Genomic DNA, 25690 nt, shown 5'->3' on the forward strand with positions numbered 1-25690 from the left:
GGAGGTTCCCCCCAATGAAAAACCACGGCCTGTCACGGCGGGGTTTTCTGAAAGCCAGCGTGCTGGCGGGCGTCGCGGTGTATGTCGCGCCCATCGGCAGCCGCGCGTTCGCGGCGCTCTTCGAAGAAAAACTCCTCACCCCGGTCAAATGGGATAGCGTCACCGGCATCCCCCAATTCCGCATCGACGGCATCGCGAAGGTCACCGGCTCGAAAGTGTTCGCCCGCGACGTGCGCGCCGCCGACATGCCGCACTGGCCGCAGCAGCAGTCGCACGCGCTGATCCTGCGCGTCACGCAGGCCGACCGCACGTACGGAGGCTTCGACCTGTCGCTGCTCGGCGACGCGCTGCAACCGGACCGCGTGGTCACGGCCGACGATCTCGCGCGCGACGGCGTCGCGTTCCCGGCGTTCTACGGCGACGACATGCTGTTGCCGGCCGGCAAGACGCCCGCGTATCTCGGCCACGCGGTCGCGATCCTGATCTATCACGACTTCGCACGCTTCCGCTTCGCGAAGAACGCGCTGAAATTTCGCGACGACGTGATCCGCTACGGCGCGGTCACGGGCCCGCTCGAGCGCGATCCGTGGGGCACCTTCCGTTACGTGCGCGTGGGCGGCAAGACGGCCTATGACGACGACGTCTATTCGAGCCTGAAGGACGCGCCGATCTTCCCGAGCATGATGCGCAAGCACTTGCCGGTCTGGCCGGACGGCAAGGAACACGGCAAGCTCGACGAGCAGGGGATGTTCCTCGCCGGGCAGATCGCCGGCGAGCTCGACCATCCGCCGGCCGACTGGCTCGTGTTCGACCGCGAATACAACACGCAGTCGGTCGATACGGCCGCGCTCGAACCCGACAACGCGAACTGCTGGTACGACGCCGCGACGCAATCGCTGCACCTCGTCGTGCCGACCCAGTCGCCGCTCGAAGTGTCGGAGAACGCGGCCGCGATGGTCGCGAAATGCCGCTTCCCGGTGAAGAAGCTGTTCGTGCATCCGTGCTACACGGTCGGCTACGGCTCGAAGGATCACTTCAACGTGCCGTTCTACGGCCTCGTCTGCGCGCTGTACGCCGACGGCCGCCCGGTGCGTTTCGCGAACGACCGCTACGAGCAGTTCCAGACCTCGCTGAAGCGCCACGCGTTCAAGATGCATTACCGGATCGCGGTCGACCGCAACACGGGCCTGCTGCAATCGTTCAAGGGCGACTTCGAGGCGAACGGCGGCGGCCGCTCGAACTTCTCGCCGTCGGTCGCGATGGTCGGCGCCACCGCCGCGCAATCGATCTACTACTTCCCGAAGAGCGACCTTGCGGCCGTCGCGATCGCGTCGCGTGCGATCGACGCCGGTTCCGCCCGCGGCTACGGCACGCTGCAGAGCATGGCCGCGACCGAAATGGCGATCGACGAGATCGCCGCGCAACTGGGCATCGACCCGATCGACTTCCGTCTGCGCAACGCGCTGCGCTCGGGGATGAAGAACACGCAGGGGGCGATTCCCGCCGGCGCGCTGCGCGTCGACGAAGTGCTCGAACGTGCGAAGCAGCACCCGCTGTGGACGCGTCGCGCCGCGCGCAAGGCCGAATTCGAGGCCGCGCATCCGGGCAAGCGCTACGGCGTCGGCTTCGCGTGCGTGCAGAAGGATTTCGGCACGGGCGCGGAAGCGTCGTTCGCGAAAGTCGAATTCGACGAGCACGGCAAGGTATCGCTGCAGCACACGGCGGCCGAGATCGGCACCGGGATGTCGACGTCTCAGGCCGTCGCGGTCGCGAAATGGCTCGGCCGTCCGGCGACCGACGTGCGCGTGGCCGTGACCGAATGGCCGGACCTGCCGATCGAGACGAGCGGCGACCCGTACCTGATGTCGCAGGCCGACCAGGACCGCCTGAGCACGAACCCGCGCTGGTCGCCGGGCTATGCGTCGCCGTCGAGCGCGACGAATTCGGCGTACTACTTCACGCACAGCACGCGCGAAGCCGCGCGCGCCGTGTTCCGCTACGGGCTGTGGCCGGCCGCGATGTCGATCTGGACGCGCGGCCTCGGCGGCGGCCAGGCCGCGCCGTACACGATCCGCATCGAGGATGCGCGCTGGGTCGACGGCAAGCTGACCGCCGATGGCCTCGAGCCGCTGACGTTCGAACAGCTCGCGAAGCAGGCGCATGCGCTCGGCCTGCCGACCGGCGCCGTCGTGCACGTGTTCAACCGCTGGCAATGGACCGATGCGGAATTCGAGGTAGGCGGCGCGGTCGAGCGCTTGCCGATCGACGGGCTGTCGCTGCGTGTCGGCGCGCCGAAGACGGGCGACGACGGTCCGTTCCCGGGCACCGCCGCACCGGCCGGCGCGACCGCGCTGCGCGGCACGCTGCCGCCCACCGCGAACGGCTACCGCGTGCTGGACCGCAAGCGCGTGTTCATCCCGCCGACGAGCCGCAACAACGCGGCCGTCACGTACTACACGGCGGTCGGCACGCTCGTCGAGCTGGCCGTGCACGAAGCGACCGGCAAGGTCGAACTGCTCACGCACCACTCGATCATGGAATGCGGCAACCAGATTTCGCCGCAGCTCGTGTCGGGCCAGTTGCAGGGCGGTCTCGCGATGGGCATCGGCCATGCGCTGCACGAGTACCTGCCGCTCTACGAGGACGGCCCCGGCAACGGCACGTGGAACTTCAACCGTTACCGGTTGCCGCGTGCGTCCGACGTCGCCGTATGGACGCAAACGGGCGACGTGCTGCCGCCGCTGTCCGAGACCGATCCGCCGAAGGGTGTCGCCGAAGTGGTGATGATCCCTGTCGTCGGCGCGATCGTGAACGGCATCGCGCACGCGATCGGCCATCGTTTCACCGACCTGCCGGTGACCCCGCAAAAGATTCAGGAGGTGCTCGCATGACGACCGCCCAAACCGCGGCTTCGGCCGCGCGCGCCGGCGCGGCTGCGACCGGTGCTTCCGCACCGGCGGCAACTTCGGTCGCATCGGCGTCCGTTCCCGCCGCTCCGGCTGCGCCGGCATCGGCTCCCATCGAGCGTCCGCTCGTCCGGTTCCAGCAAAAGCCGCTGTCGGTCAGGATCAACGGCAAGGCCGTCGGCCCGATGCAGGTGCCCGAAGGGCTGATGATGATCGAGTTCCTGCACGAGTACGTGGGCCTCACCGGTTCGCGGCTCGGCTGCGGGCAGGGCGTCTGCCACGCGTGCGTCGTGATCGTCGACCAGCCGGACGGCACGAGCGAGGAAATGCGCACCTGCATTACCGGCGCGCACTTCTTCCACGGCCGTTCGATTCGCACGATCGAAGGCCACGCGAAGCGCAACGAAGCCGGCGAAGTGGTCGAGCTGTCGCCGATCCAGCAGAAGTTCCTCGAGCACTTCAGCTTTCAGTGCGGCTACTGCACGCCGGGTTTCGTCAACGCGGCGACCGTGCTGATCGAACGCCTGAAGCGCGAGCCGATCGCGAAGGCCGACGTGGAGCGCACGATCACCGACGCGCTCGACGCGCACCTCTGCCGCTGCACGGGCTACGTCCGCTACTACGAAGCCGTCAAGGACGTGGTGCTGACGACGCCGGGACTCGTGAAGGACGCCGCATGAACCGCACACTCGCTCATCGTGTCGCGCGGGCCGCGCGCCTGCCCGCGCTCGCCGCGGCCTGCGCGCTGCTGCTCGCCGCCTGCGGCGCTCACGACGCGCCGGCCGCGAACGCGGCGTCCGGCGCGCCCGGCGCCGACCCGGTCGCGCGCGGTCGCTATCTCGTCAAGGCCGCCGACTGCGCGGCGTGTCACACCGCGAAGGACGGCGCGCCGTTCGCCGGCGGCGCGGCGCTCGAATCGCCGTTCGGCACGTTCTACGGTTCGAACATCACGCCCGACAAGGAACACGGGATCGGCAACTGGAGCGCGGACGACTTCTACGCCGCGCTGCACGACGGCAAGGCGCCGGGCAAGCGCCTGTATCCGTCGATGCCGTACACGTCGTACCGGCAGCTCACGCGCGCCGACGCCGATGCGATGTACGCGTACCTGATGACGGTCAAGCCCGTTGCGCAGGAAAACCGCGCGCACGACCTGAAATTCCCGTACAACCTGCGCTTCGGCATGGTCTTCTGGGACATGCTGTTCCTGAAGGACAGCCTGCCCGATGCGTCGGCCGGGCAATCCGCCGACTGGCAGCGCGGCCGCTATCTCGCGGGCGCGCTCGGTCACTGCGCGGAATGCCACACGCCGCGCGCGTTCACGGGCCAGCTCGACGGGGCGAAGCCGTTCGCGGGGGCCGCGCTCGGCCGCGTGGCCGCGCCCGACATCACGCCGGCCGGCCTCGCCGCGCGCGGCTGGACGGGCACCGACCTGCAGACGTTCTTCGGCGTCGGCATCGCGCCGCAGGGCTCGGCGTTCGGCGAGATGTATCCGGTCGTGCACCTGAGCACGCAGTACCTGACGAAGGACGACCTGCGCGCGCTGTCGGTGTACCTGCTCGGCGATACGCCGCCCGCGCCGCAGCCGGTGAAGCCGGTGTCGGCCGATGCCGCGCAGCTGGCCGCCGGCCGCTCGGTGTATCTCGCGGTCTGCGCCGGTTGTCACGGCCTCAACGGCGAAGGCAAGCCGCACGTGGCGGTGCCGATGAACGGCAACTCGACGCTGCGCCAGGGCGACCCGCGCAACCTGCTGGTCGCGATGCTCGACGGCATCGACGAGCAGAAGTTCGCCGGCTTCGAAAACCTGCAGCCGATGCCGGGTTTCGCGCATACGCTGAGCGACGACGAACTCGCGCAGCTCGCGAACTACCTGCGCGCGACGTGGGGCGGCCAGCCCGCGAGCGTCACGCCGGCCGACGTGAAGGCGATGCGTTGAGTCGTGCTCCGGGGCAGGGCATCGCGCGCGTGGCGGCCGGTTTCCGGCGCTCGTGCGCGATGCGTCGCCCGGCGGCGCGTCAGTAGCCGCCGCCTCCGCCACTGCCTCCGCTGCCACCCGCGCCGCCATACCGGCTCATGCCCGGTCCTTGCGACACGCCGCTGCCCGACGACGTACAGCCCGCCGACAGCACGAGCACCAGCGCCGCGATCAGCGTCGCAGCCATCGTTGCCGATTTCATCGCAATCTCCTTGCAACGCGCAGGCCACAGGAAAGGCGGCTCGCGCGAACCGCGCGTCTGCGCGATGAGAAGACGTTTCGGCGGGGCGTTTATTCCATGTATTTTGCGTATCGGCGGGGCGGTGACGCCGGATCAACGATAGACGAGATCGGCGCGGCGGTTCTGCGCCCATGACTCCTCGTCGTGGCCGAGCGCGACCGGCTTTTCCTTGCCGAGGCTGACGGCTTCGAGTTGCGTCGCGGGCACGCCGAGCGTTTCGAGCGCACTCGCCACGGCCTGCGAGCGGCGCTGGCCGAGCGCGAGGTTGTACTCGGACGTGCCGCGCTCGTCGGTGTTGCCCTGGATCAGCACGTGCCGCGCGGGGTGGCTGCGCAGGTAGTCGGCGTGCGCCTGCAGCAGCGACTGGAATTCGGGCTTCACCGAGTACTGGTCGAAATCGAAGTAGATGCTGCGCTTGGCGAGCGGGCTGTTCGGATTGTTCAGATCGTCGGCCGTCACCGTCGCGACGGCTTCGCTCGAGGGCGCCGGCGCCGCGCCGGCGTTCTCGGGCGTTTTCGCCGCGTTGTGGCAACCGGCCAGCAGGACGAAAGTTGCCAGGACCGCAATTCGGTTCATTTTGCTCATCGTTCTTCTCCAGCGGTTGACTGCGTTGAAAGCGGGGCGCGTGCCGTTCGCACGCAGCCGGCCGGCCGCCATGGCGCGAAAGGTCCGGCTTCGTTGCCGCGATGCCGGTTCGCAAGCCGACGGTGCGCCAGATGAAAGTATGTTGCGACCGGAACGCCGGATCGCGGCGTCGCTGCAAACAGATTAGGAAAAATGTCACAACGCGACCAGTTTCTTCGCTTTTTTTGCGCAAACGCGACAGCCGGGAGGCATTCTTGCTTCCGCGGGCGGTGGCGCTCCGCGATGCCCCAGCCACAGTGAAAAAGCCGCGCACGGGCGCGGCCTTATTGCCGGTCACGGCGATCGGGTGATGCGGCAAGCATTCGCCGGATGCGGTCGGTCGACCGCGTGACGCCGCCTCGTCAGAATTTGTGCCTCAGCCCCAGCGCCACGACGACCTGGTTGCTGTTCGCGGAAGGCGTCAAGGTCCAGACGGTCGCGTTGAACGCCGGATTGCCGTTGCCGCCGCTCACGCGCTGGTACGTGCCTTCGAGATACGCATCCGTGCGCTTCGACAGCGCATAGTCGGCCTGCGCGACCACCTGGTTCCATTTCGGGCGCGTCTGGCCCGTGCGCGTGTCGAAGCGGCCCATCGTGTACGTGTACGCGGCGGCGACGCTCAACGCAGGCGTGACGAAGTAGCGTCCGTCGATCGAGAAGTTGTCGAATACCAGCGATTCGCCTTTCAGCGGCGCGATGTTGCCGCCCTGGAGTACGCCCGTCACGCCGTCGGTGGTCGAATGCGACCATGCCGCGCCGATCGAGTGCGGCCCGAACGCATAACGGCCTGCCATCGCCCAGATCTGCTGGTTGCCGCCCGTGATCGTCGCCGAGCCGTCGACCGTGCTCAGCGCGCCGTCCGGGTTCGGCGCGTTGCGGTCGCGGCTGATCTTCAGGTAGCCGGCGCCGAGCTTCAGCGGCCCGTTCTCGTACGAGACCCCCGTGCTCCACACCGCGTTGTTGGAGAACTGTCCGGCCGTGTTCGAGAACCCGACCATCGCGCCGAACCTCAGCCCTCGGACCGTCGGGCTCGTGTACTTCACCGCGTTGTTGATGCGCAGGTTGCGGTTCGAATCGTCGTTGTCGTACGGGTGGACCGCAAGATTGCCGCCCCAGCCGGGGCCGGACGCGCCGAGCGGCGTCACGAAATCGAGGATCAGGTCGTACTGGCGGCCGAAGGACAGCGTGCCGGCCGTCTGCGAACTCACGCCGATCCACGCCTGACGGCCGAACAGGTCGACGCCTTTCTGCGACAGCTTGCCGGTGGTGCCCGAGAAGCCGTTTTCGAGCGCGAAGACCGCCGCCATTCCGCCGCCGAGATCCTCGCGGCCGCGCAGCCCCCAGCGCGACGCGTTCAGCGCGCCGCTCGTCATCGCGACGCTGCCGCCGCCGGGCGAACCGGCACCGCGCGTGCGCTGGTTGGTCGAGTAGGTGATCGACGTGTCGATCAGGCCGTACAACGTCACGCTGCTCTGGGCAGACGCGACGTCCGGCACGAAGCCGGTCAGGCAGGCGGCAATGACGGTCCCCGCGACGCGTGCGCCGGCATGCGGGTTGATTTGGCAGGATTGCATAGGAGTTTTGTTGTTGTTGAACCGGCCTGGCGGCCGATGGATCGAGCGGTCATTATTGGAGATCGTGCGGCGGTCGATTAAGGCGTTGCACAGGAAAGGTCCTCTGCGGAATCGCTCGGAATCGCGATGCGTCGACGGCGGGGAGGGGCGTGGGATTCAGCGCGTCAACGCGTGTTGATGGCATGTTGGACGGTTAGCGGCGCGCGACCGGCAGCGCCGCGTCGGCGCCGCCGCTGCGATAGGCGGTGCGCACGGCGTTCGCTCTCGCTTCGAGCGTTTCCGGCGAGTGCCACGGTCTCAGCCGGACGACGACGCGAGGCAACTCGGCCAGTTGATGGCGCAACTGCACGATCGACCGACAGCAAGGGCAGGGTGACGATTGCGTATCCGCAGCCGCTGCGGCTTCAGCGAGCTCGGCCGTCCATTCGACGCCGCGATGGCGGCTGGCGGCGTCGAGGTGCGGCAGGTAGCGCGCGTCGCCCGACAACGCGATCAGCAGCGCGGCCCAGTGCGCGCCGCGCCAGCCGTGCTGCATGTCGCGTGTCAGGTCGGCCTGCAGCGTGTCGTCCAGCGCGGACAGGCTTTGCTGGCACAGATAGTGGAAGTCGAGCGGCTGGTAGCGGACATGCGGGTAATCGCGCAACACATGCCGGAGTTCGACGCCGGACTCGACAGCGGCGGCGAGAAACCGTTCGGCCGGCGCGGGGCGGTTCAACTGCAGCGTCGGGACGGCGAGAAAAACCGGCTGATGTCGTCGGGGTGGTAGTGCATCGCGAATGGCGGGTGGCGGGTGATCGATCGGGGGCACCGTCCGGATCGCTTACCGATCGCCGGACATCAACGCCGTGTAACGCCGCTGCATTTCGTCGGGGTCGAGCGCTTCAATCGTATGCCCGATGAGCCAATCGTAACCGAACGGATCGCGGATCCGGCCCGTACGCTCGCCGTAGAACTGGTCCTGGAGTGCGCGCGTCACGCGGGCGCCGGCCGCGACGGCGGCGGCGACCGTCGCGTCGGCATCGTCGACATGAAGATGGAGCGCCATCGGCGCGTTGCCGTCCGGGTCGAGGGCGAAGAGATCGTATTCCGGGAACTCGTCGGAGATCATCAGCGTGCACGGCCCGAGCTGCAATTCCGCGTGACCGATGCGCCCGGACGGTTCGACGAGCCGGAATTTTTCCCGCGCGCCGAATGCCTTCGCATAGAACGCGATGGCGTCTTCCGCGCTTTTGGCGCGCAGATACGGAAAGACTTCGTGAATCGCCATGGTGCCCTCCGGTGGGTGGTCGGGTTCCGTGCCGAAGCAGGGTGCTCGACTGAGGCACTGATCGACGGATTGCCCGGTTGTCAGTGTATGTTGCTTCGACTAACGCCGCGAGCGTAGGTCACACGGATTTCGACGCGGCGATTCAGTGCGTTGCATTGTTCGATTTCATAGCGTGTTCCAGCAGTCTCTGCCGGACGTTTGATCTTCGGCTCTCGACTACCGGCACCTTCCGCCACGATCTCGACATCCTGGTAAGTCAGCAGCCGGCGCAACATGCTGACCACTGCGTCGGCTCGCAGTTCCGATAATCGTTGATTGTCGCCAACAGCGTCCGCAAGCGGGCCGGTAATGCGCCGGATATCACTGTGCCCTCGGACGACAATGCGTTTTGGCTCGCCCGATCCAGTAAATAGCCAGAACACGACATTAGGATATGGCTGCTACAAACCAATCCGATGATAATTCACGTTATGTCAAATTAATGACGCAGCGGTCGATCCCTCACAGACACGCGTGACACAACCAGCCTGCTCAGGCCTCGACGTCAATTACACCCCAAAGAACGCCAACCCCGCGATCACGATGCCGATCGCGGCCACGCCGATCGACAGGCCTTGCATCCATGACCGCTTCGTTAGAATCGTGATCGCGGCCAGTGCGATCGAGATCTGGATGATGGTCGTCGCCTGCGACCATCGATGGTGCCGGTGCATCCGCGTCTCGCTTGCCGCGTTGTACTTTTCGACTTCCTTTTCGAGCGCCTCGGCGCGTGCCCGGATCGGCTCCTTGTCGGCGCGATATCGCGCGGCGTCCGTCTCGAACCGCTTCCGCTGTGGCGACGTGTCCGGGCTCAACGCAGCACCCAGTTCGGCGAGATTCTGTTTGTCACCCTTCGCCTGATAATAGGCCCACTGGTTCGCAGCCTCGGTTTTCCGGATCGCGGCGTCATTCTTGTAGAGCAGCGCGAGGCTCTCTTCGGCACCGCTCTGATAGGCAGATATCGCGCCGAAGCAGGCAAGCACGGCCGTCAGCACGGCGATACGAGACGCACCCTGCTCACCACCGTGAGCCGCATGATGTTCCACCGCATGGTCGTGAGGACCGTGAACTTCGTATTCTTCAGACATTCGTGGCACCCACGCGATACGCGCTCTGTCGGGATAACGCGCGATTATCCGCCACCACGGCGAATTCGAGCAACGCCCGACGATTCCCGATAGCAACCGGCGCCCAGATTCCCCAGCCTCTGTCTCTGCATCGACTCTGCAAAACGGGCGCGCGACTCCAACAACAGCGGCGCGCCCGCACTCAAGGCAGTTAGACCGCCATCACCGTCACCGACTTCGTGACGAGATACGGCTCCAGCGCTTCCGGCCCGCCTTCCGACCCGTAGCCCGAATCCTTCACGCCGCCGAACGGCATTTCCGGCCACGGCGTCGCCGGCTGGTTGATCCACAGCATCCCGACTTCGAGGCGCTGCGTCAGCAGATGCACGTTCGCGAACGAACGCGTGAACGCGTAGCCGGCCAGGCCGAACGGCAGACGGTTCGCCTCGGCGATCGCATCTTCCAGCTTGTCGAAACCGCGAATCGCCGCCACCGGGCCGAACGGCTCGTTGTTGAACACGTCCGCTTCGAGCGGCACGTTCGCGATCACGGTCGGCGCGAAGAAGTTGCCTTCCGAGCCGATCCGCTCGCCGCCGGTTTCGATGCTCGCGCCGACCTTGCGTGCATTGTCGACGACCGACGCCATCGCGGTCAGGCGCCGCGGGTTCGCGAGCGCGCCGAGCGTCGTGCCTTCCTCGAGGCCGTTGCCGATCTTCAGTCCTTCCGCATGCTTGACCAGCGCGCGCGTGAATTCGTCGCGGATGCTGTTGTGCACGAGAAAGCGCGTCGGCGAAATGCAGACCTGCCCCGCGTTGCGGAACTTCGCCCCGCCGGCGGCCTTCACCGCGAGCGCGACATCCGCATCCTCGGCGACGATCACCGGTGCATGGCCGCCCAGCTCCATCGTCGCGCGCTTCATGTGCTGGCCCGCCAGCGCGGCCAGCTGCTTGCCGACCGGCGTCGAACCGGTGAACGTGACCTTGCGGATCACCGGGTGCGGAATCAGGTACGACGAGATTTCGGCCGGATCGCCGTACACGAGGCCGATCACGCCGGCCGGCACGCCCGCGTCGACGAACGCGCGCAACAGCGCGGCCGGCGAGGCCGGGGTTTCCTCCGGCGCCTTCACGAGGAACGAGCAGCCGGTCGCGAGCGCGGCGCTCAGCTTGCGCACGACCTGGTTGACCGGGAAATTCCACGGCGTGAATGCCGCGACCGGGCCGACCGGCTCCTTCACGACCGTCTGCTGCGCACCGAGGTTGCGCGGCGGCACGATCCGGCCGTACACGCGGCGGCCTTCGTCCGCGAACCACTCGATGATGTCGGCCGCCGACAGCACTTCGACGCGCGCTTCGGTGAGCGGCTTGCCCTGCTCCTGCGTCATCAGTTGCGCGATCGTGTCGGCGCGTTCGCGCACCAGCGCGGCCGCCTTGCGCATCGTCGCCGCGCGTTCGTGCGCGGGCACCTTGCGCCAGGCTTCGAAGCCGCGCTGCGCGGCGGCGAGCGCACGGTCGAGATCGGCGATGCCCGCGTGGGCCACCTTGCCGATCGGCTTGCCGGTCGCCGGGTTCACGACGTCGATCGTCTTGCCGCTCGCGGCGTCGACCCACTCGCCGTCGATCAGCAGTTGCGTATCCGTATAAGTCACGTTAGCCATCCAGACACCCCTACATTGCGTCGATAAAACGCGCGCGGCCGCGAACGGCCGCACGCCGGTTGACAGAAACAGAAAAGCCACGCCGCCGGGGCAGGCACGCACCCGGCGGCGTCGACGGCAGGCACGGCGGCCCGCCATCGTTGCGCGGCGCGCCGCGCTCAGTGCGCGGCCGCCGTCGCCTTGCGGAGCTTCGCGACGTCCGCTGCCTGCACGGCCGGCGCGCCGTTGTTCCAGCCGGCGCGCATGAACGTCAGCACGTCGGCGATCTGCTGGTCGTTCAGTTGATTCGAGAACGCCGGCATCGGATACGCGGACGGCACGCCACCGATCACGAGCGTGTCGCTGCCGTTCAGCGTCACGTTGATCAGCGACGACGCATCGGCCTCGAGCACGTTCGGATTGCCGGCGAGCGGCGCGAGCAACGGCGCGTAGCCGCGCCCGTCTGCCCCGTGGCAATGCAGGCAGTAAGCGTTATACACCTTCGCGCCCGGATCGGCTGCCGGCCGGCCCAGCGCGACCTGCGTCGCCTTCGGATCGTAGCGGTACGGCGGCGCGCCCGTGCCGCCTGCCGCCGGCAGCGATTTCAGGTAGTGCGAGATCGCGGCCAGATCGTCGTCGGTCATTTCCTGCGTGCTGTGGTTGATCACGCTCACCATCGAGCCGAACGCGGTCGCGTGCTGATTCGCGCCGGTCTTCAGGAACTGCGCGACGTCGGCCTCGTTCCAGCGGCCGAGCCCGGTGTTGTGCTCGCCGGTCAGGTTCGACGCGAACCAGTTGTCGATCGGCGCGCCGGACAGGAACGCCGCGCCGCTTTCGTCGAGCGCCTTCTCCTGGAAGCCGACACCGCGCGGCGTGTGGCACGACCCGCAGTGCCCGAGCCCCTGCACGAGATACGCGCCGCGGTTCCACATCGCGTCCTTCGCCGGCTTGTCCGCGTAAGGCGTCGTGTCGAGGAACACCATGTTCCACAACGCGAGCGGCCAGCGCATGTTGAGCGGCCACGGGATGTCGGACGGCCGGTTCGCCTGCTTCACCGGTTCGACGCCGTGCATGAAGTACGCGTACAACGCCTTCACGTCGTCGTCCTTCAGCTTCGCGTACGACGGGTACGGCATCGCCGGATACAGGTTGTGGCCGTCCTTCGCGACGCCCTTGCGCAACGCGCTCGCGAACTCCGCTTCGGTATAGCCGCCGATGCCCGTCTCGGGGTCGGGCGTGATGTTGGTCGTGTAGATCGCGCCCATCGGCGTGACCATCTTCAGGCCGCCCGCGAACGGCGTGCCGCGCGGCGCGGTGTGGCACGCGACGCAGTCGCCGGCTTTCGCGAGATATGCACCGCGCGCGACGAGCGCGCTGTCGGCGGGCGCCGTCTGCGCGGCATGCGCGGCCGTGCCGGCCAGCAGTGCGGACAGCGCGAGCAGCGACGCGCGGAGCGCGTTCAGGTTCAAGGTGAGATGTCGCATGGTCGTCCCCTCCCCTCAGGCCGTTTTCAGCTGGTTGCCGACCGGCAGCTTGCGCAGCCGCGTGCCGGTGGCCGCGAAGATCGCGTTCGACAGCGCCGCCGCGGTTGCGGCCGTGCCCGGCTCGCCGATCCCGCCCGGCGCCTCGCCGCTCTTCACCAGATGGACTTCGATCGGGGGCACCTCGTTGATTCGCATCATCCGGTAATCGGTGAAGTTGGTCTGTACGACGCGGCCGTCCTCGATCGTGATCTCGCCGTACAGCGCGCCCGTGATCCCGAAGATGATGCCGCCCTGCACCTGCGCCTCGATCGTGTTCGGATTCACAACCATGCCGCAATCGACCGCGCACACGGCGCGCTTGACCTGCACCTCGCCGCCGTCCACCGCGACGTCGATGACGATCGAGAAGAAGCTGCCGAACGCATGCATCACCGATACGCCGCGCCCCTGCCCCTTCGGCAGCGGCGCGCCCCAGCCGGCCGCCTTCGTCGCGACGTCGAGCACGTTGCGGGCGCGCGGCGTCTTGTCGAGCAGTGCGCGGCGGTATTGCACCGGGTCGGTCTTGGTCTGCGCGGCCAGTTCGTCGATGAAGCTCTCGACGACGAACGTGCTGCGCGTCGGCCCGACGCCGCGCCAGAACGCGGTGGGCACGTGGCGCGGCTCCTGGCGCACGTAGTCGACGAGCTGGTTCGGCAGGTCGTACGGCAGTTCGGCGGCAACCTCGACCGCGTCGGGATCGACGCCGTCCTTGACCGCGGGCGGCGCGAAGCGCGCGAGGATCGACGAGCCGACGATCCGGTGCTGCCAGGCGACCGGCTTGCCGTTCGCATCGAGGCCGGCCGAGATCCTGTCGTAGTAGCACGGCCGGTACATGTCGTGCTGGACGTCTTCCTCGCGCGTCCAGATCACCTTCACCGGCGCGTCGACCTGTTTGCCGACCTTCACCGCCTGGCCGATCATGTCGGTTTCGAGCCGTCGGCCGAACCCGCCGCCGAGCAGGTGGTTGTGCACGACGATCTTGTCCGGCGGCAGCCCGGTCAGTTGCTGCGCCGTGTCGCGTGCGCGGGTCGGCACCTGCGTGCCGACCCAGATCTCGCAGCCGTCGCCGCGCACGTGCACCGTGCAGTTCACGGGCTCCATCGTCGCGTGGGCGAGCAACGGCTGTTCGTAGACGGCGTCGACGCGCGTCTTCGCATTCGCGAACGCCTTGCCGATGTCGCCCTCCTTGCGTGCGACCGCGCCCTTGCCGTTCGCCGCCGCCTGCGCGAGATCCGCGAACAGATCCTTCGTCGACACCTTCGCGCCCGCCCCTTCGTTCCACTTCACGACGAGCGCCGATGCGCCGCGCTTCGCGGCCCACGTGTGATCGCCGACCACCGCGACCGCGTTGTCGACGCGCACGACCTGGCGCACGCCGGGGATCTTTCTCGCGGCCGTGTCGTCGACGCTCGCGACCGTGCCGCCGAATACCGGGCTGTTCACGATCACCGCGTACAGCATGCCGGGCAGGCGCACGTCGAGCCCGAACTGCGCGGTGCCGTCGACTTTCTCCGGCGAGTCGAGGCGCTTCGCGGGCGTGCCGATCAGCTTGAAATCCTCGGGCTTCTTCAACACGACGTCCTTCGGTACCGGCAGCTTCGCCGCGGCGTCCGCCAACTGGCCGTACGATGCGCGCCGGCCGCTCGGCGGATGCTGCACCTCGCCATTCGCCGCGCGGCAGCTGGCCGGATCGACGTTCCACTGTTTCGCGGCTGCCGAGACCAGCAGCGTGCGCGCGGTGGCGCCCGCGCGGCGCAGCGGTTCCCACGCGTAGCGCACCGACGTCGAGCCGCCGGTGAGCTGGCCGCCGAGCAGCGGATCGAGGAACAGCTTCTCGTTCGGCGGCGCGTGATCGAGCGTCACGCTCGACAGCGGCACTTCGAGTTCTTCCGCGATCAGCATCGGCAGCGCCGTATAGACGCCCTGCCCCATCTCGACCTTCGGCATCACCAGCGTGACCTTGCCGGCGCGGTCGATCTGCACGAACGCGTTCGGCGCGAACACGCCGGGTTGCGCGGGCTCGGCCGCGTCGCCGCCGATCACCGAGCGGCGCGCGTCGTCGCCCGCCGCCGGCAGGCTGAAGCCGAGCAGCAAGCCGCCGCCGGCCGCCGCGCCGAGAGACATGCCCAGTTTCAGAAACGACCGGCGCGAGACGCCCGCATTAGCCCGACCTGCTTCGATCAGTCCTCGCGACATGTCAGGCCTCCTTCGCGGCTTGTTTGACGGCCGCGCGAATCCGGTGGTACGTGCCACAGCGGCAGATGTTGCCGGCCATGGCCGCGTCGATGTCGGCGTCGCTCGGATTCGGGTTCGCTGCGATCAGCGCGGTGGCCGCCATCACCTGGCCCGACTGGCAATAGCCGCACTGGACGACGTCGAGTTCGCGCCAGGCCTGCTGGACCTTGTGGCCGGCCGGCGTCGCGCCGACGGCCTCGATCGTCGTGATCTTGCGGCCCGCGACGGCGGCGACCGGCAGCACGCACGAACGCGCGGCCACGCCGTCGAGATGTACGGTGCACGCGCCGCATTGCGCGATGCCGCAGCCGAACTTGGTGCCGGTCAGGCCCACGACATCGCGCAGCACCCAGAGCAAGGGCATGTCGTCGGGGGCGTCGACCGAGCGGGTTTCGCCGTTGATGTTGAGGGTGATCATTCAGCCTCCGGGGCCGTTGTATTGGGGAAGCGGCGCGAACGGGGCGCGCTGCGCCGCAGGGTCGTCGTCATCGCCGTTGCGTCGTGCGCAACGGATGCCGCCGGCCCGGGTGCGGGCGAGCCGGCGGGGTGTCGCCTGTTTGCGTCGTTACTCGGCCACGTCGATGGCCGACAGCACCTTGATCACCGGCGGCGCCGTGAACCACTCGGCCGACTTCGCGCGGAATTCGCCGAAATACGGGCTCGCGAGGTGTGCGTCGAACGCCGCCTGGTCGTCGTAGATCTCGTACAGATGCAGGTTCGGCGAACCGTCCTGCTCGCGGAACAGGTCGTAGCGCCGGTTGCCCGGTTCGGTGCGCGTCTTCGCGACCATGCTGCGCAGTTCGGCCTCGGCGGCCTGCGCGTGTTCGGGTTTCAGGAACAGCGAGGCAATCACGTGAAGCGCCATATTTTCGACTCCTTTGAAAACGGAAACGAGCATGCCACAAGCCGGCGTCGCGCGACGCCAGCGTGCATCGGTTGTATGTCGTCGAGCGGAGGGCTCAGGCCAATTCGTCCGGACCGACCCGCACGACGACCTTGCCGAAATTCTTGCCGGCGAGCAGGCCGATCAGCGCTTGCGGCGCGTCGGCGAGATCGGGAACGATGTCCTCGCGCGTCTTGACCTTGCCTTGCGCGACCCACTCGCTCATGTCCTTCAGGAACGGTGCATAGCCGGTTGCATAGTGATCGAGAATGATGAAACCCTGCACGCGGATGCGCTTGCGCAGGATCGCGCCCATCAGCGCCGGCACGCGGTCGCGGCCGGTCGACAGCGCCTTGTCGTCGTAGGCCGCGTCGTTGTAATGCGCGATGATCCCGCAGACGGGCACGCGCGCATGGTCGTTCAGCAGCGGCCACACAGCGTCGAACACGGCGCCGCCGACGTTCTCGAAATAGATGTCGATGCCGTTCGGGCACGCTTCCTTCAGCTTCGCGGCGAACGCCGGATCGTGGTGGTCGACGCACGCGTCGAAGCCGAGCGTGCCGGTCACGTACGCGCACTTGTCGGCGCCGCCCGCGACGCCGACCACGCGGCAACCCTTCAGCTTCGCGATCTGGCCGACCACCGCGCCGACCGCGCCGCTCGCGGCCGCGACGACCACGGTTTCGCCGGCTTTCGGCTCGCCGATCTTCAGCAGCCCCGTGTACGCGGTGAAGCCCGGCATACCGAGCACGCCGAGCGCGTACGATGGGTGCGCGAAGTCGCGGCCGAGCGGGATCAGGTCGCGTCCGTCGGACAGCGCGTAGTCCTGCCAGCCGGCCCCGGCGACGACGAGATCGCCTTCGCGAAACGCCGGCAGGTTCGACGAGACCACGCGGCTGACCGTGCCGCCGACCATCGGCTGGCCCAGCTCGGCCGGCGGCGCATATGACGGCGCGTCGCTCATCCGGCCGCGCATGTACGGATCGAGCGACAACCAGACGGTGCGCAGCAGCACCTGGCCCGGGCCGGGTACCGGCACGTCACCGGTTTCGGCGCGGAAGTTCTCCGGCGTCGGTGCGCCGACCGGGCGCGAATTCAGGATGATCTGGCGGTTTGCGGTCTTGCTTTGCGGCATGTGAGCCTCCGTCAACAGGAATGAACGTGCGTCGCGGGCACGATCGGATCAGGGATGAACCAGCGGGAAGTGCGCGCCCGACGCGGCAGCGGCGAGCGGGCCGGTGCGGCCGTGGGCAGGCGGTTGGAGCAATCGGGACAGCGTAACGCGGCGCGAAGCGTTCGTCATGGATGATTGAGTAGACCAGTCGTCTAGAATCAGGGTAAAAACAAGGCGCGCCCATGCGCGCCCGGACTACGACTGTACTCCGTCGTGTGCGGCCGGCGGCAGGTTCAACATGCGCCGCGTTTCGGCCATCGCCCTCTCGAGCGGTTTGCGGTTGCGGTGAATCTTCTCCAGCAGCGTCGCGCCCAGCCACAGCTCGTACAGGATCGCGGCGGTGTACGACGTATCGTCGACGCCGCTCAGCGAACCGTCGGCGAGCCCGGCCTCGATGCCGCCCGCGAGCCGCTCGATGATCTGGCTGGTGCCGCGCCGCAGTACCGCGCGCATCGCTTCCGACAGATCCGACACTTCCGCGCCGAGCTTGACCGCGAGGCACTTGCCCTCCGGATCGTCCGCGCACTGCGTGTGCAGCCAGTTGCCCCAGTACGTCATCAGGCGCTCGGCGCCCGTGCCGGCCTGCTGCTTGAGCAGCTTGTCGAGATGCGCGAGATAGCCTTCGAAATACGATTCGAGCAGCGCTTCGCCGAATGCCTCTTTCGAGCCGAAGTAATGGTAGAACGAGCCCTTCGGGATGCCCGCCGCGGCGAGAATCTCGTTCAGACCGACCGCCGAAAACCCCTTGTGGAGCATGATCGGCTTCGCGATATTCAGGATGTGCTGGCGGACTTCGGCGCCCGAAGATGCATTCATGATGGCGTATGGTAGCAACGATTAGACCGGTCGTCTAGTAACGTCGAACCGGCATGTTGAGCGGCACTTTACCCGATCCCCGTCGTGCGCCCAATGTCTGCGCGGCGCGGCCCGCCTACGCCCGTGCCGCGCGCGGGTCGCGTCACATCGGCGACCCGGTTTCGTCGCAGGTATTTCATCGATCTCCCGGACAAATGCGCGCGGCGCATGCGCCGGCGATTTGCAAGGCCGCGGCCGGCGTTGCACGCGCGTGTAGCGACTCTCGAATCCTGGTGGGCCTCCGCTTTGTGCGTGGGGCGCCGACGGTTGACGCACGCGCATGACCGCGCCATCAGCGCGGCGCTTCGTCGGCGCGCTTTCTCGTGCGCGCCCGCCGCTCGCTGCGCTGCGCGGCCGGGGCAGTCTTGACGCCGCGCAACGGCGGCCGGCGCACGAGTGCCGCCATCTCGCGCCTCAGTGCATCGAGTTCGTCGCGGCGCGCCGCCTCGGCCGCCAGCGCGCCGTCGAGCTGCCCCTGAAGCACCCCGCAGCGATGCAACGCGTCGCCGAGCTGCGCCTGTAGTGCAGCCGTGTCCTTCCGCTGCTGCGCATCGCGCTCCTCTGCGCGCGAGGTCACGGCGTCGAGTTCCTTTTGCAAGCGCGCGGCCGCGAGCCGCTCGCGATCGATCTCCTGAAGCGCACGCTTTTCCGATGCGCGCAGGCGCGCCTCGGCGCGGCCAGCGTCGTCGCGCAACCGGTCGAGCTGGGTGGTGAAATCCGCGCGGGCCTGCGCGAGTGCACGGTCGGCCTCCGCGTTGTCTGCCTTCAGGCGTTCGATATCCGCTTGCAACGCGTGCCGCGACGCCTCGTCCGCCGCCCTCGCCTGCTCCAGTTCCTGGATGCGGACCTGCGCGGCCAGCAACGCGGCCGTGCGTTGCTCCAGCGCGGTTTCGGTGCGGGCCAGTTCGGCCTGCAACGTCGCGACTTCCGCTTGCGCCGCGGCCCGCTGGGCTTCGACTTCCGCGCGTAGCGCGTCGAGAGCGGCGGCCGCGTCGGTGCTCGACCGCTTCCACAACGCCGCGACCAGTTCGCCTGCTGCCGCCTGCAGATCGGCCGGCAGGTCGGGATGCTCGATGCGGACCCGGCTCTTTTCCCGCAATTCGGCCCAGAACTCGCCGAGGACGGCGGTCGGCGTGCTCATGCTGCCCCTCCGAACGAGCTGGTACAGGCGGTTCGCCGTCGGCGTGATGCCGAAGCGGAAGAACAGCAGCGCGCAGGCTTCGCGGTACAGCTCGCGCGTTTTCGGGAAGTCGGCCTTGAGGCGCTCGATTTCGGCGGTCAGGCGAGGTTCGTCGGCAGCGAGATCGGACATGGCGTGTCGTATCGGGAGTTTCGTAAATAATATAACGTAAACCGTTAAATATCCAACCAGTCGGCGCTTGAGATTTGACATTATTTCTATAATGTCGAATTCGTTGATCCCGGGGGTGTTTGGTAGCGACGTGCGTAGTTGGCCGCCTGGCTGTCGCCCAACGTGGTTGCCGAGCAAGAAGCAGCGCTATGGCCGCCTCGAAAACGCCGCAACTGCGTGCTTGAAAGCCGACTGCCCCTGCCCGGTCACGGATGTAGCCGTCAACGGCCGGATTCGGATTCCCGGAAGAAATCGATCAACTGCTGCGTCAGGAAGGCCGGGTTCTCGTCCGGCAGCCAATGGCCCGTGTCCGGCGCAACGGCTCCGCGAACGTTCAGCGCGAGTTCCCTTGCCATGTCGAGCTCGCTGGCGCCGTTGCTCTTGTCGCCGGCGAGCGCGAGCACCGGCATCGGGAGCTTGTGCTTCATGAACGCCTTGAACTGCGTCTCGTCCTGCGGGAACGCGCGATAGAGTTCGAACCCGGCGCGTAGCGCGCCCGGCGCCGCGTAAGCGTCGGCGTAGACGGCGATATCGTCGTTCGACAGCGCGACGTGCGTTCGCTTCTTGTAGAAATCGAGAATGTAGGCGTGCTCCTTGCCCGCAACCAGCATTTCCGCGATATCGCGCTGCTGATGCAGTCCGAAATGCCAGATCTGCGGGTCGGCACGGGCCTTCGCTTCGTCCCAGACGCGCGTGCCCGGCACCGGAACGTCGAGCATCGCGAGCTTGACGATCTCGGCCGGCCATTGCGCGGCGTACGCATAGGCCACCATCACGCCGATATCGCGGCCGACGAGGTGGACGCGCATCGCGCCGAGCTCGCGCACGAGCGCGCGGATGTCGCCCGCCATCGAGGCTTTGTCGTAGCCGCCGAGCGGCTTGTCGGATTCGCCCGCCCCGCGGTAATCGACCGCGACGACCCGATATCCCTCTTGCGCCAGCGCCGGCATCACGTGACGCCACGTGTACCAGGTTTGCGGCCAGCCGTGCAGCAGGACCACCAGTTCGCCGTCGTCCGGGCCGCCGGTCACGTAATGGAGACGGACGCCGTTGACGTGCGCGTAGCGTCGACTGAATCGTCGGTCGAAACCGGCCGGCAGGCCGGGCGCCGGCATTCCTGACATCGAGTGTTCAGAGTGTTCATTCTGCATGGGTCGTCATCCGTTGCTGTGTCGGTCGCTCAGCCTGTCGACCTGCTTCACGCCCCGGAGCAACCATGGCCGAAGTTGCCTCGTGAGGAGCGGCATGATGATCCACGTCAGCGACGAAGTCAGCAGCGCGGAGCTGAGCGCGAGTTGGACAGGACGCTCCAACGCCGGAAGGAGCGCGTTCAGGAGGAAGGTGATCGACAGCAGGACCGGGTAAACGGCCAGCCACGTCACGAGAAACGTCTTCCACTTCGGTGTAGCAGGCTTGCCGGCGATCGCGAACCACGCATCCATGCCGACGGCGGCGTCGCGATGTTCGTCCGATATCTCGTCGCCCTTCGCAACCAGCTTTCGCCGTTCCCCGGAGGACTCCCACGCATGCAGGTGTGCCGGCGAGTCGAAGCGATAAATCAGGTAGTTGATGCCGCTCGAATCGCTCAGGCGGACGTTTCCGAGGTGCCCCGGATAACGCCGCGCTGCCGCGTCGATCTCGCGCGCCCAGCGATCGAATTGCCCTTCCCGCCCCGGATGAACGACGCGGCTGACGACGATCGTGCTTGACTCACGCATCGTGTCGGGCGAAGAACGGCGTTGGCGGTCGTGCATCGGCTTGCTGAAACGAGTGGGCAATGCGATTCGTCGCCCGGCGGTGCACCGATCATGGTCGGGGAACCCGTCGGATAGGCTGCCAGGGCGAAGCTGCCGGATCGTCGCGAAAGCAAACCACGGTCCCGCTTGCATGTCGGCAGCGTCGCTCATCGTGCTTCGGCGCTCCATCGAGCGGCCTGCATCGCTGGAGCCGAAGCGCCGTGTGCTGCATACCGAATCCGATACCCAATGAAGGAGCGCTGTAATTTTTTCAGCACGACCGAAAGCGGTGAGCGCGGCGGGTGGCCGGTCGGCGGATCGCCGTCGCATCGAAAGCTCGACCGGCGTCTTCGTTTCGTCTGTCATTCGCGTGCCACCGTCGGGCCGTAACGTCCGAAGTCGCCCCCGATTCCGACAAGCGATCCGCCATGCAGCGCCCCTCGCGCGCCACGCCCCACGTTTACGCAGCCACGTCCCGCGCCCTTGCCGTCAGCCTCGCGATCAACCTGCTGCTGCTCGCCGTCGAGACGGCGGCAGCATGGTGTGCGCATTCGTCGGGGCTGCTCGCGGACGTCGCACACGCCGCGATCGACCTTGCGGCCGATGCGCTGATCCTCGTCGCCTGCCGGCTCGACGCGCGCCTGCCGCCGGCGCGTCGTCCGACCTACGAGCCGCTCGCGCTCGCGGGCCTCGGCGCGTTGCTGGTCGCAACCGGCGCGCAGATGATCTGGCATGCGCTGACCCGGTTCGGTACGCCGCCCGTCGTGCAGCCGGGCGCGACCGCGCTCGCGCTGGTTGCCGCCACGCTCGCCGGCAAGGCCGTGCTGTCGTTCTGGATGTTGCGCAAGGCACGCGAGACCGGCTCCGCGCTGCTCGAGGCGAGCGGCTGGCACGTGCGGACCGATGCGCTGTCGTCGTTGCTGGCGGCGCTCGCGATGAGTGCGGCGCTGGTCGGCTTCGGCCGTCTGGACGATCTGGCCGCGCTCGCGATCGGCGCGCTCGTGATTCGCACGGGCGCCGGGTTCATCCGGCGCGGCCGGGCGCAATGGCCGGCATGGGCCGATTGGGCGAATCGCTCGACGCGCGGGTCGTAAACGCCGCGGGCATCGCCCAATGTCCGATTCATGCTGTTGCCCACTCGATCGGGTGCTTCTTAACAGGTTATCGTTTGTTTTTTGTCAATACAGACTATTGTTTGTATTTTTACAATACATGCCATAGACTGTATTTTCCGATTACAAGCGATCGCCTGTCATCTCGCGGAGCGCCCGATGGCTTTTCCTGTCCAGACCCTGACCCAGTTGCGCCCGATACTCGTCGGCTTCCGGAAATCCGCGGGGCTCACGCAGGCGCAACTGGCCGCCCGCCTCGGCATCACCCAGCAATCCTATGCCCAGCTCGAAGCCAACCCGTCGGCGGTCAGCATCGAACGGCTTTTCAAGGTGCTGAACGTGCTCGGCGTTCGCATGATGCTCAGCCTGGACGAGCGGGATGCGCCGGCGGAAGCGTCCGATTCGACTTCCGGCGCCGAGCCGGCGGTACGCCGCAAGCCGGTCGCGAGCAAGCGCGGCACCACGCCCGACAAAGCGCCGACCGGCGCCGCGGCCGCCTCCGAGCGGAAGCGCCCCCCAGCGACGCCCCGGGCCAGGCCGCGCGTCTCGAAGCGGGAGGACTGGTGACGATGGCCACCCGCGCCCGCCACGACCGCCTCGACCTGTGGATGAACGGTATTCCGGTCGGCTACTGGGAGGTTCGACGCGGCGTCGAGCGCCTCGTCTACCTGCCGGACTGGCTCGACGACCCCCAGGGCCGGCCACTGTCGTTGTCGCTGCCCTTCACGCCCGGCAACCAGCCGCACCAGGGCGCGATCGTGGCCGACTACTTCGACAACCTGCTGCCGGACAGCGAGCCGATCCGCCGCCGTATCGCGCAGCGTTACCGGCTCGAATCGACGGCGCCGTTCGAATTGCTCGCGTCGATCGGCCGCGACTGCGTCGGCGCGATCCAGATGCTGCCGCCCGGCGAGGCGCCGGTCGACCTCGAGGCCATCGACGGCGTGACGCTCGACGACGCGGCCGTCGCCGACGTGCTGCGCCGGGCGACGGCCACGCCGCTGCCCGGCCGCGCGGAGCCGGACGGCGACCTGCGCCTGTCGATCGCCGGCGCGCAGGAAAAGACCGCGCTGCTGCGTCATCGCAACCGCTGGCTGCGGCCGTCGGGCAGCACGCCGACGACGCATATCTTCAAGCTGCCGCTCGGGCGCGTCGGAAACATGCAGGCAGACATGCGGACATCCGTCGAAAACGAATGGCTGTGCTCGAAGCTCGTCGCCGCGTACGGGCTGCCGGTCGCGCCGTGCGAAATCGGCCGGTTCGACGACCAGAAGGCGCTGGTCGTCGAGCGCTTCGACCGACGTCCGTCGCGCGACGGCTCGTGGATCCTGCGGCTGCCGCAGGAAGACATGTGCCAGGCGACCGGCACGCCGTCGGCGGCGAAATACGAATCCGACGGCGGCCCCGGCATCGAGACGATCATGAGCATCCTCGCGAATTCGGCCGACGCTTCCCGGGACCGGATGAATTTTTTCGTCGCGCAGCTCGTGTTCTGGGTGCTGGCGGCAATCGATGGCCACGCGAAGAACTTCAGCATCGCGCACCTGCCCGGGAATGCGTATCGCAGCACACCGCTGTACGACGTGCTGTCCGCGCACCCGATCATCGGAACGCGCCGCAACCAGATTCCGCCGCGTCGCGCGCGCCTCGCGATGGCCGTCTGCGGGAAGAACCGGCACTACGTAATCGGCGAAATCCAGCCGCGCCACTGGATCGCGCAGGGCCGGCGCGTCGGCCTGACCGAAGACGACGTGCGCGCGGCGATGGCGGCCGTCGCCGCACGGACGGAGCCCGCGATTGCCGAAGCCGCGGCGCAGATCCCGGCGGATTTTCCGGCGGACGTGGCGGATGCGATTTTCGCCGGCATGCGTCGGCAAAGCCGCAAGCTCGCGGCAGCCGATCCCGCGTGACGGATCGATCGGCCGAGACGAGGCGGTCTTCGCTGCAATACTCCAGCCGTCGGCCGACCGGCAGCCCCGACAGGGCGGGAGCAGTTCCGCCTTCGCCGATACGGCCATCGAACGGCTCCGTGTAAACCGCGTGCCGGCCGACGACGCGCGACCGTTCAGCCGGCGTCGCGCGCGCGGGCGAGTGCCGCGAGGTTGCCCTCGCCGAACCCGTGGTGCCCCTTGCGCTGCACGATCTCGAAGAAAATTTCGCCGGGGCGGCGTTTGACGAAGGTCTGGAAGAACAGCCTCGGCACGCCGTCGCTGCCGATCTCGCCGTCGACCAGCACCGCGCGGCGGCGCAGCGCGTCGAGATCGACGCCATGCCCCGGCAGCCGCGCATCGACGTCGTCGTAATAACGCGCGGGCGGCTCGATGAACTCGACGCCGTTCGCGCGCAGCGCATCGACGCACGACAGGATGTCGTCGGTGGCCAGCGCGACGTGCTGCACGCCCTCGCCCGGATGGTCGGGCAGGTACGCATGCATCAGCTCGGTACGCCGCGTGCCTTCCTCGTAGACCGGAATCCGCACCGCGCCGCACGGCGACACCATCACGCGCGACTCCTCCGACACGTGCCAGTGCGCGTCGATCTGGTGGATCTCGCGAAAATGCAGCAGGTCGTGGTAGAAATCCAGCCACTCCTGCATGCGGCCCGCGCCGACGGTTTGCGTGAAATGGTCGACCTGCAGCAGGCCGACGCCCGCGCAATCGAGATCGGTATGCGCGGTCGCGATGTCGATCGGCCGGAAATCGATGTCGAAGATCGAGATGTCGCCGACGCCGCCGCGCTGGCCGCCCCGCCCGCGCCAGCGGTCGACGAAATACAGGTGCGAATCGCCGATGCCCTGGATCGCGGGGATCTTCAGCTCGCCGACGCCGACCTTTTCGCCTTCGAACGCCCACGCGCCGAGCTGGATCGCGCGCTCGAACGCGCGCCGGGCGTTCGCCACGCGCAACCCGATCGCGCAGACGCCCATCCCGTATTCCTCCGCATAGCGCGCGGCGAACGAATCGGGCTCGGCGTTGATCAGGAAATGCATCTGCCCCTGCCGGTACAGCGTGACGTTCTTGCTGACGTGCCGCGCGATCGCCTTGAACCCGAGTTGCTCGAAGCGTTGTGCGAGCGCGTCCGGCACGGGCGCCGCGAATTCGACGAATTCGAGGCCGGCCATCCCGAGCGGGTTGGCGGCCGGATCGGCGACGGGCGGCGTATCGCTGGACAAGGGGTGGGAATTGCCGGGCATTCCAGTCTCCGGGGGCATGCGGTCGATGGGGAATCGGGCCTGTCGCGTACGGCATGCGCGACCGATGTGGCGGCTGCGCGTCCGCTCCGGACGGGCGAGTTGTCGATGCTGCAGATTTTAACCAGATCGTTCACGGCGGCACACCCCGGCCGAACGGGATATCGTCGCGCCGCCTAGTGCAAACCCCGAAATCGTTCGATAATCGCACGGATTTGAACGATAATCGCGCACTTTGCCTGATTGGCCAATTGCCGTCGCGCGGCCCGCGCCCTATTCTCCGTTCACCCATCGACTTCAAT

At 67.7% G+C, this 25690-nt stretch carries 24 protein-coding genes; 6 read left to right on the forward strand and 18 right to left on the reverse strand.

The features are described from left to right. Positions 1-14 precede the first annotated feature (14 nt). Genes HWX62_RS11390 through HWX62_RS11400 form a run of 3 tightly spaced genes read left to right on the forward strand, consistent with a single transcriptional unit; the run spans position 15 to position 4842 of the window. Positions 15-2891, forward strand: coding sequence for a molybdopterin cofactor-binding domain-containing protein (locus HWX62_RS11390; protein WP_175928502.1), 2877 nt, complete (start codon positions 15-17; stop codon positions 2889-2891). Further along, positions 2888-3586: a (2Fe-2S)-binding protein gene (locus HWX62_RS11395; RefSeq protein ID WP_175928501.1), complete on the forward strand. Its 699-nt coding sequence runs from the start codon at positions 2888-2890 to the stop codon at positions 3584-3586. The genes HWX62_RS11390 and HWX62_RS11395 overlap by 4 nt, the downstream gene beginning before the upstream one ends. Continuing rightward, positions 3583-4842, forward strand: a complete 1260-nt coding sequence (locus tag HWX62_RS11400) for a cytochrome c (protein WP_175928500.1) — start codon at positions 3583-3585, stop codon at positions 4840-4842. Before HWX62_RS11395 ends, HWX62_RS11400 begins: the two co-directional genes overlap by 4 nt. A 79-nt stretch (positions 4843-4921) precedes the next feature. On the opposite strand, the gene HWX62_RS11405 is transcribed toward HWX62_RS11400, so the two are convergent. From HWX62_RS11405 to HWX62_RS33065, 17 genes are all read right to left on the reverse strand, one after another. Next, entirely contained in the window at positions 4922-5083 is a 162-nt protein-coding gene (locus HWX62_RS11405) for a hypothetical protein (RefSeq protein ID WP_175928499.1), read from the reverse strand. Between the two features lie 132 nt (positions 5084-5215). Then, the gene (pal, locus tag HWX62_RS11410; RefSeq protein WP_175928498.1) at positions 5216-5707 is read right to left on the reverse strand and encodes a peptidoglycan-associated lipoprotein Pal; all 492 of its coding nucleotides are present in this window, start codon (positions 5705-5707) and stop codon (positions 5216-5218) included. A gap of 401 nt (positions 5708-6108) precedes the next feature. Further along, positions 6109-7320 (reverse strand): porin, encoded by a 1212-nt coding sequence (locus HWX62_RS11415; protein ID WP_175928497.1) that lies wholly within the window; start codon positions 7318-7320, stop codon positions 6109-6111. Between the two features lie 193 nt (positions 7321-7513). Continuing rightward, on the reverse strand, positions 7514-8035 hold the full coding sequence (locus tag HWX62_RS11420; RefSeq protein WP_244136028.1) for a hypothetical protein: 522 nt from the start codon (positions 8033-8035) through the stop codon (positions 7514-7516). 105 nt (positions 8036-8140) lie between these two features. After that, a complete protein-coding gene (locus HWX62_RS11425) occupies positions 8141-8587 on the reverse strand; it encodes a VOC family protein (protein ID WP_175928496.1) in 447 nt (148 codons plus the stop codon). An 80-nt stretch (positions 8588-8667) separates the two neighbouring features. After that, positions 8668-9009 (reverse strand): hypothetical protein, encoded by a 342-nt coding sequence (locus HWX62_RS11430; protein WP_175928495.1) that lies wholly within the window; start codon positions 9007-9009, stop codon positions 8668-8670. A gap of 126 nt (positions 9010-9135) precedes the next feature. Further along, the gene (locus HWX62_RS11435) at positions 9136-9714 is read right to left on the reverse strand and encodes a DUF4337 domain-containing protein (RefSeq protein WP_175928494.1); all 579 of its coding nucleotides are present in this window, start codon (positions 9712-9714) and stop codon (positions 9136-9138) included. A gap of 190 nt (positions 9715-9904) precedes the next feature. Continuing rightward, the gene (locus HWX62_RS11440) at positions 9905-11350 is read right to left on the reverse strand and encodes an NAD-dependent succinate-semialdehyde dehydrogenase (RefSeq protein WP_175928493.1); all 1446 of its coding nucleotides are present in this window, start codon (positions 11348-11350) and stop codon (positions 9905-9907) included. A 158-nt stretch (positions 11351-11508) separates the two neighbouring features. Beyond that, positions 11509-12813: a cytochrome c gene (locus HWX62_RS11445; protein ID WP_175928492.1), complete on the reverse strand. Its 1305-nt coding sequence runs from the start codon at positions 12811-12813 to the stop codon at positions 11509-11511. A 15-nt stretch (positions 12814-12828) separates the two neighbouring features. Beyond that, the gene (locus HWX62_RS11450; RefSeq protein ID WP_175928491.1) at positions 12829-15048 is read right to left on the reverse strand and encodes a xanthine dehydrogenase family protein molybdopterin-binding subunit; all 2220 of its coding nucleotides are present in this window, start codon (positions 15046-15048) and stop codon (positions 12829-12831) included. A 1-nt stretch (position 15049) separates the two neighbouring features. Beyond that, on the reverse strand, positions 15050-15505 hold the full coding sequence (locus HWX62_RS11455; protein ID WP_059505285.1) for a (2Fe-2S)-binding protein: 456 nt from the start codon (positions 15503-15505) through the stop codon (positions 15050-15052). A gap of 147 nt (positions 15506-15652) precedes the next feature. After that, positions 15653-15952 carry a putative quinol monooxygenase gene (locus HWX62_RS11460; protein WP_175928490.1) on the reverse strand — a complete coding sequence of 100 codons (300 nt, stop codon included), beginning with the start codon at positions 15950-15952 and terminating at the stop codon, positions 15653-15655. A 94-nt stretch (positions 15953-16046) separates the two neighbouring features. Next, on the reverse strand, positions 16047-17105 hold the full coding sequence (locus tag HWX62_RS11465) for an NADP-dependent oxidoreductase (RefSeq protein ID WP_175928489.1): 1059 nt from the start codon (positions 17103-17105) through the stop codon (positions 16047-16049). A gap of 234 nt (positions 17106-17339) precedes the next feature. Beyond that, entirely contained in the window at positions 17340-17960 is a 621-nt protein-coding gene (locus HWX62_RS11470; RefSeq protein ID WP_175928488.1) for a TetR/AcrR family transcriptional regulator, read from the reverse strand. 331 nt (positions 17961-18291) lie between these two features. Further along, positions 18292-19311 (reverse strand): DNA-binding protein, encoded by a 1020-nt coding sequence (locus HWX62_RS11475; protein WP_175928748.1) that lies wholly within the window; start codon positions 19309-19311, stop codon positions 18292-18294. Between the two features lie 260 nt (positions 19312-19571). After that, a complete protein-coding gene (locus HWX62_RS11480) occupies positions 19572-20474 on the reverse strand; it encodes an alpha/beta hydrolase (RefSeq protein ID WP_244136029.1) in 903 nt (300 codons plus the stop codon). A 33-nt stretch (positions 20475-20507) separates the two neighbouring features. Beyond that, complete coding sequence (locus HWX62_RS33065) at positions 20508-21452, reverse strand: hypothetical protein (RefSeq protein WP_244136030.1); 945 nt, start codon at positions 21450-21452, stop codon at positions 20508-20510. 62 nt (positions 21453-21514) lie between these two features. Here HWX62_RS33065 and HWX62_RS11490 point away from each other — a divergent pair, with 62 nt between their 5' ends. From HWX62_RS11490 to HWX62_RS11500, 3 genes are all read left to right on the forward strand, one after another. Continuing rightward, positions 21515-22180, forward strand: a complete 666-nt coding sequence (locus HWX62_RS11490) for a cation diffusion facilitator family transporter (RefSeq protein WP_175928486.1) — start codon at positions 21515-21517, stop codon at positions 22178-22180. 177 nt (positions 22181-22357) lie between these two features. Further along, on the forward strand, positions 22358-22765 hold the full coding sequence (locus HWX62_RS11495; protein WP_175928485.1) for a helix-turn-helix transcriptional regulator: 408 nt from the start codon (positions 22358-22360) through the stop codon (positions 22763-22765). 2 nt (positions 22766-22767) lie between these two features. Further along, the gene (locus HWX62_RS11500; protein WP_175928484.1) at positions 22768-24108 is read left to right on the forward strand and encodes a type II toxin-antitoxin system HipA family toxin; all 1341 of its coding nucleotides are present in this window, start codon (positions 22768-22770) and stop codon (positions 24106-24108) included. Positions 24109-24263: 155 nt separating this feature from the next. On the opposite strand, the gene HWX62_RS11505 is transcribed toward HWX62_RS11500, so the two are convergent. Continuing rightward, on the reverse strand, positions 24264-25391 hold the full coding sequence (locus HWX62_RS11505; RefSeq protein ID WP_175928483.1) for a VOC family protein: 1128 nt from the start codon (positions 25389-25391) through the stop codon (positions 24264-24266). Positions 25392-25690 lie beyond the last annotated feature (299 nt).

The sequence above is a fragment of the Burkholderia sp. BCC0506 genome (assembly GCF_902833145.1).
Classification (GTDB): Bacteria; Pseudomonadota; Gammaproteobacteria; order Burkholderiales; family Burkholderiaceae; genus Burkholderia.

Excerpts from the sequence above, each read along its gene's own strand:
- HWX62_RS11405 (WP_175928499.1), bottom strand. The coding sequence starts at position 5,083 with ATGAAATCGGCAACGATGGCTGCGACGCTGATCGCGGCGCTGGTGCTC.
- HWX62_RS11505 (WP_175928483.1), bottom strand. The coding sequence starts at position 25,391 with ATGCCCGGCAATTCCCACCCCTTGTCCAGCGATACGCCGCCCGTCGCC.
- HWX62_RS11475 (WP_175928748.1), bottom strand. The coding sequence starts at position 19,311 with ATGTCCGATCTCGCTGCCGACGAACCTCGCCTGACCGCCGAAATCGAG.
- HWX62_RS11455 (WP_059505285.1), bottom strand. The coding sequence starts at position 15,505 with ATGATCACCCTCAACATCAACGGCGAAACCCGCTCGGTCGACGCCCCC.
- HWX62_RS11460 (WP_175928490.1), bottom strand. The coding sequence starts at position 15,952 with ATGGCGCTTCACGTGATTGCCTCGCTGTTCCTGAAACCCGAACACGCG.
- HWX62_RS11390 (WP_175928502.1), top strand. The coding sequence starts at position 15 with ATGAAAAACCACGGCCTGTCACGGCGGGGTTTTCTGAAAGCCAGCGTG.
- HWX62_RS33065 (WP_244136030.1), bottom strand. The coding sequence starts at position 21,452 with ATGACAGACGAAACGAAGACGCCGGTCGAGCTTTCGATGCGACGGCGA.
- HWX62_RS11435 (WP_175928494.1), bottom strand. The coding sequence starts at position 9,714 with ATGTCTGAAGAATACGAAGTTCACGGTCCTCACGACCATGCGGTGGAA.
- HWX62_RS11500 (WP_175928484.1), top strand. The coding sequence starts at position 22,768 with ATGGCCACCCGCGCCCGCCACGACCGCCTCGACCTGTGGATGAACGGT.
- HWX62_RS11415 (WP_175928497.1), bottom strand. The coding sequence starts at position 7,320 with ATGCAATCCTGCCAAATCAACCCGCATGCCGGCGCACGCGTCGCGGGG.
- HWX62_RS11450 (WP_175928491.1), bottom strand. The coding sequence starts at position 15,048 with ATGTCGCGAGGACTGATCGAAGCAGGTCGGGCTAATGCGGGCGTCTCG.
- HWX62_RS11425 (WP_175928496.1), bottom strand. The coding sequence starts at position 8,587 with ATGGCGATTCACGAAGTCTTTCCGTATCTGCGCGCCAAAAGCGCGGAA.
- HWX62_RS11445 (WP_175928492.1), bottom strand. The coding sequence starts at position 12,813 with ATGCGACATCTCACCTTGAACCTGAACGCGCTCCGCGCGTCGCTGCTC.
- HWX62_RS11440 (WP_175928493.1), bottom strand. The coding sequence starts at position 11,350 with ATGGCTAACGTGACTTATACGGATACGCAACTGCTGATCGACGGCGAG.
- pal (WP_175928498.1), bottom strand. The coding sequence starts at position 5,707 with ATGAGCAAAATGAACCGAATTGCGGTCCTGGCAACTTTCGTCCTGCTG.
- HWX62_RS11395 (WP_175928501.1), top strand. The coding sequence starts at position 2,888 with ATGACGACCGCCCAAACCGCGGCTTCGGCCGCGCGCGCCGGCGCGGCT.
- HWX62_RS11400 (WP_175928500.1), top strand. The coding sequence starts at position 3,583 with ATGAACCGCACACTCGCTCATCGTGTCGCGCGGGCCGCGCGCCTGCCC.
- HWX62_RS11480 (WP_244136029.1), bottom strand. The coding sequence starts at position 20,474 with ATGTCAGGAATGCCGGCGCCCGGCCTGCCGGCCGGTTTCGACCGACGA.
- HWX62_RS11490 (WP_175928486.1), top strand. The coding sequence starts at position 21,515 with ATGCAGCGCCCCTCGCGCGCCACGCCCCACGTTTACGCAGCCACGTCC.
- HWX62_RS11465 (WP_175928489.1), bottom strand. The coding sequence starts at position 17,105 with ATGCCGCAAAGCAAGACCGCAAACCGCCAGATCATCCTGAATTCGCGC.
- HWX62_RS11470 (WP_175928488.1), bottom strand. The coding sequence starts at position 17,960 with ATGAATGCATCTTCGGGCGCCGAAGTCCGCCAGCACATCCTGAATATC.
- HWX62_RS11495 (WP_175928485.1), top strand. The coding sequence starts at position 22,358 with ATGGCTTTTCCTGTCCAGACCCTGACCCAGTTGCGCCCGATACTCGTC.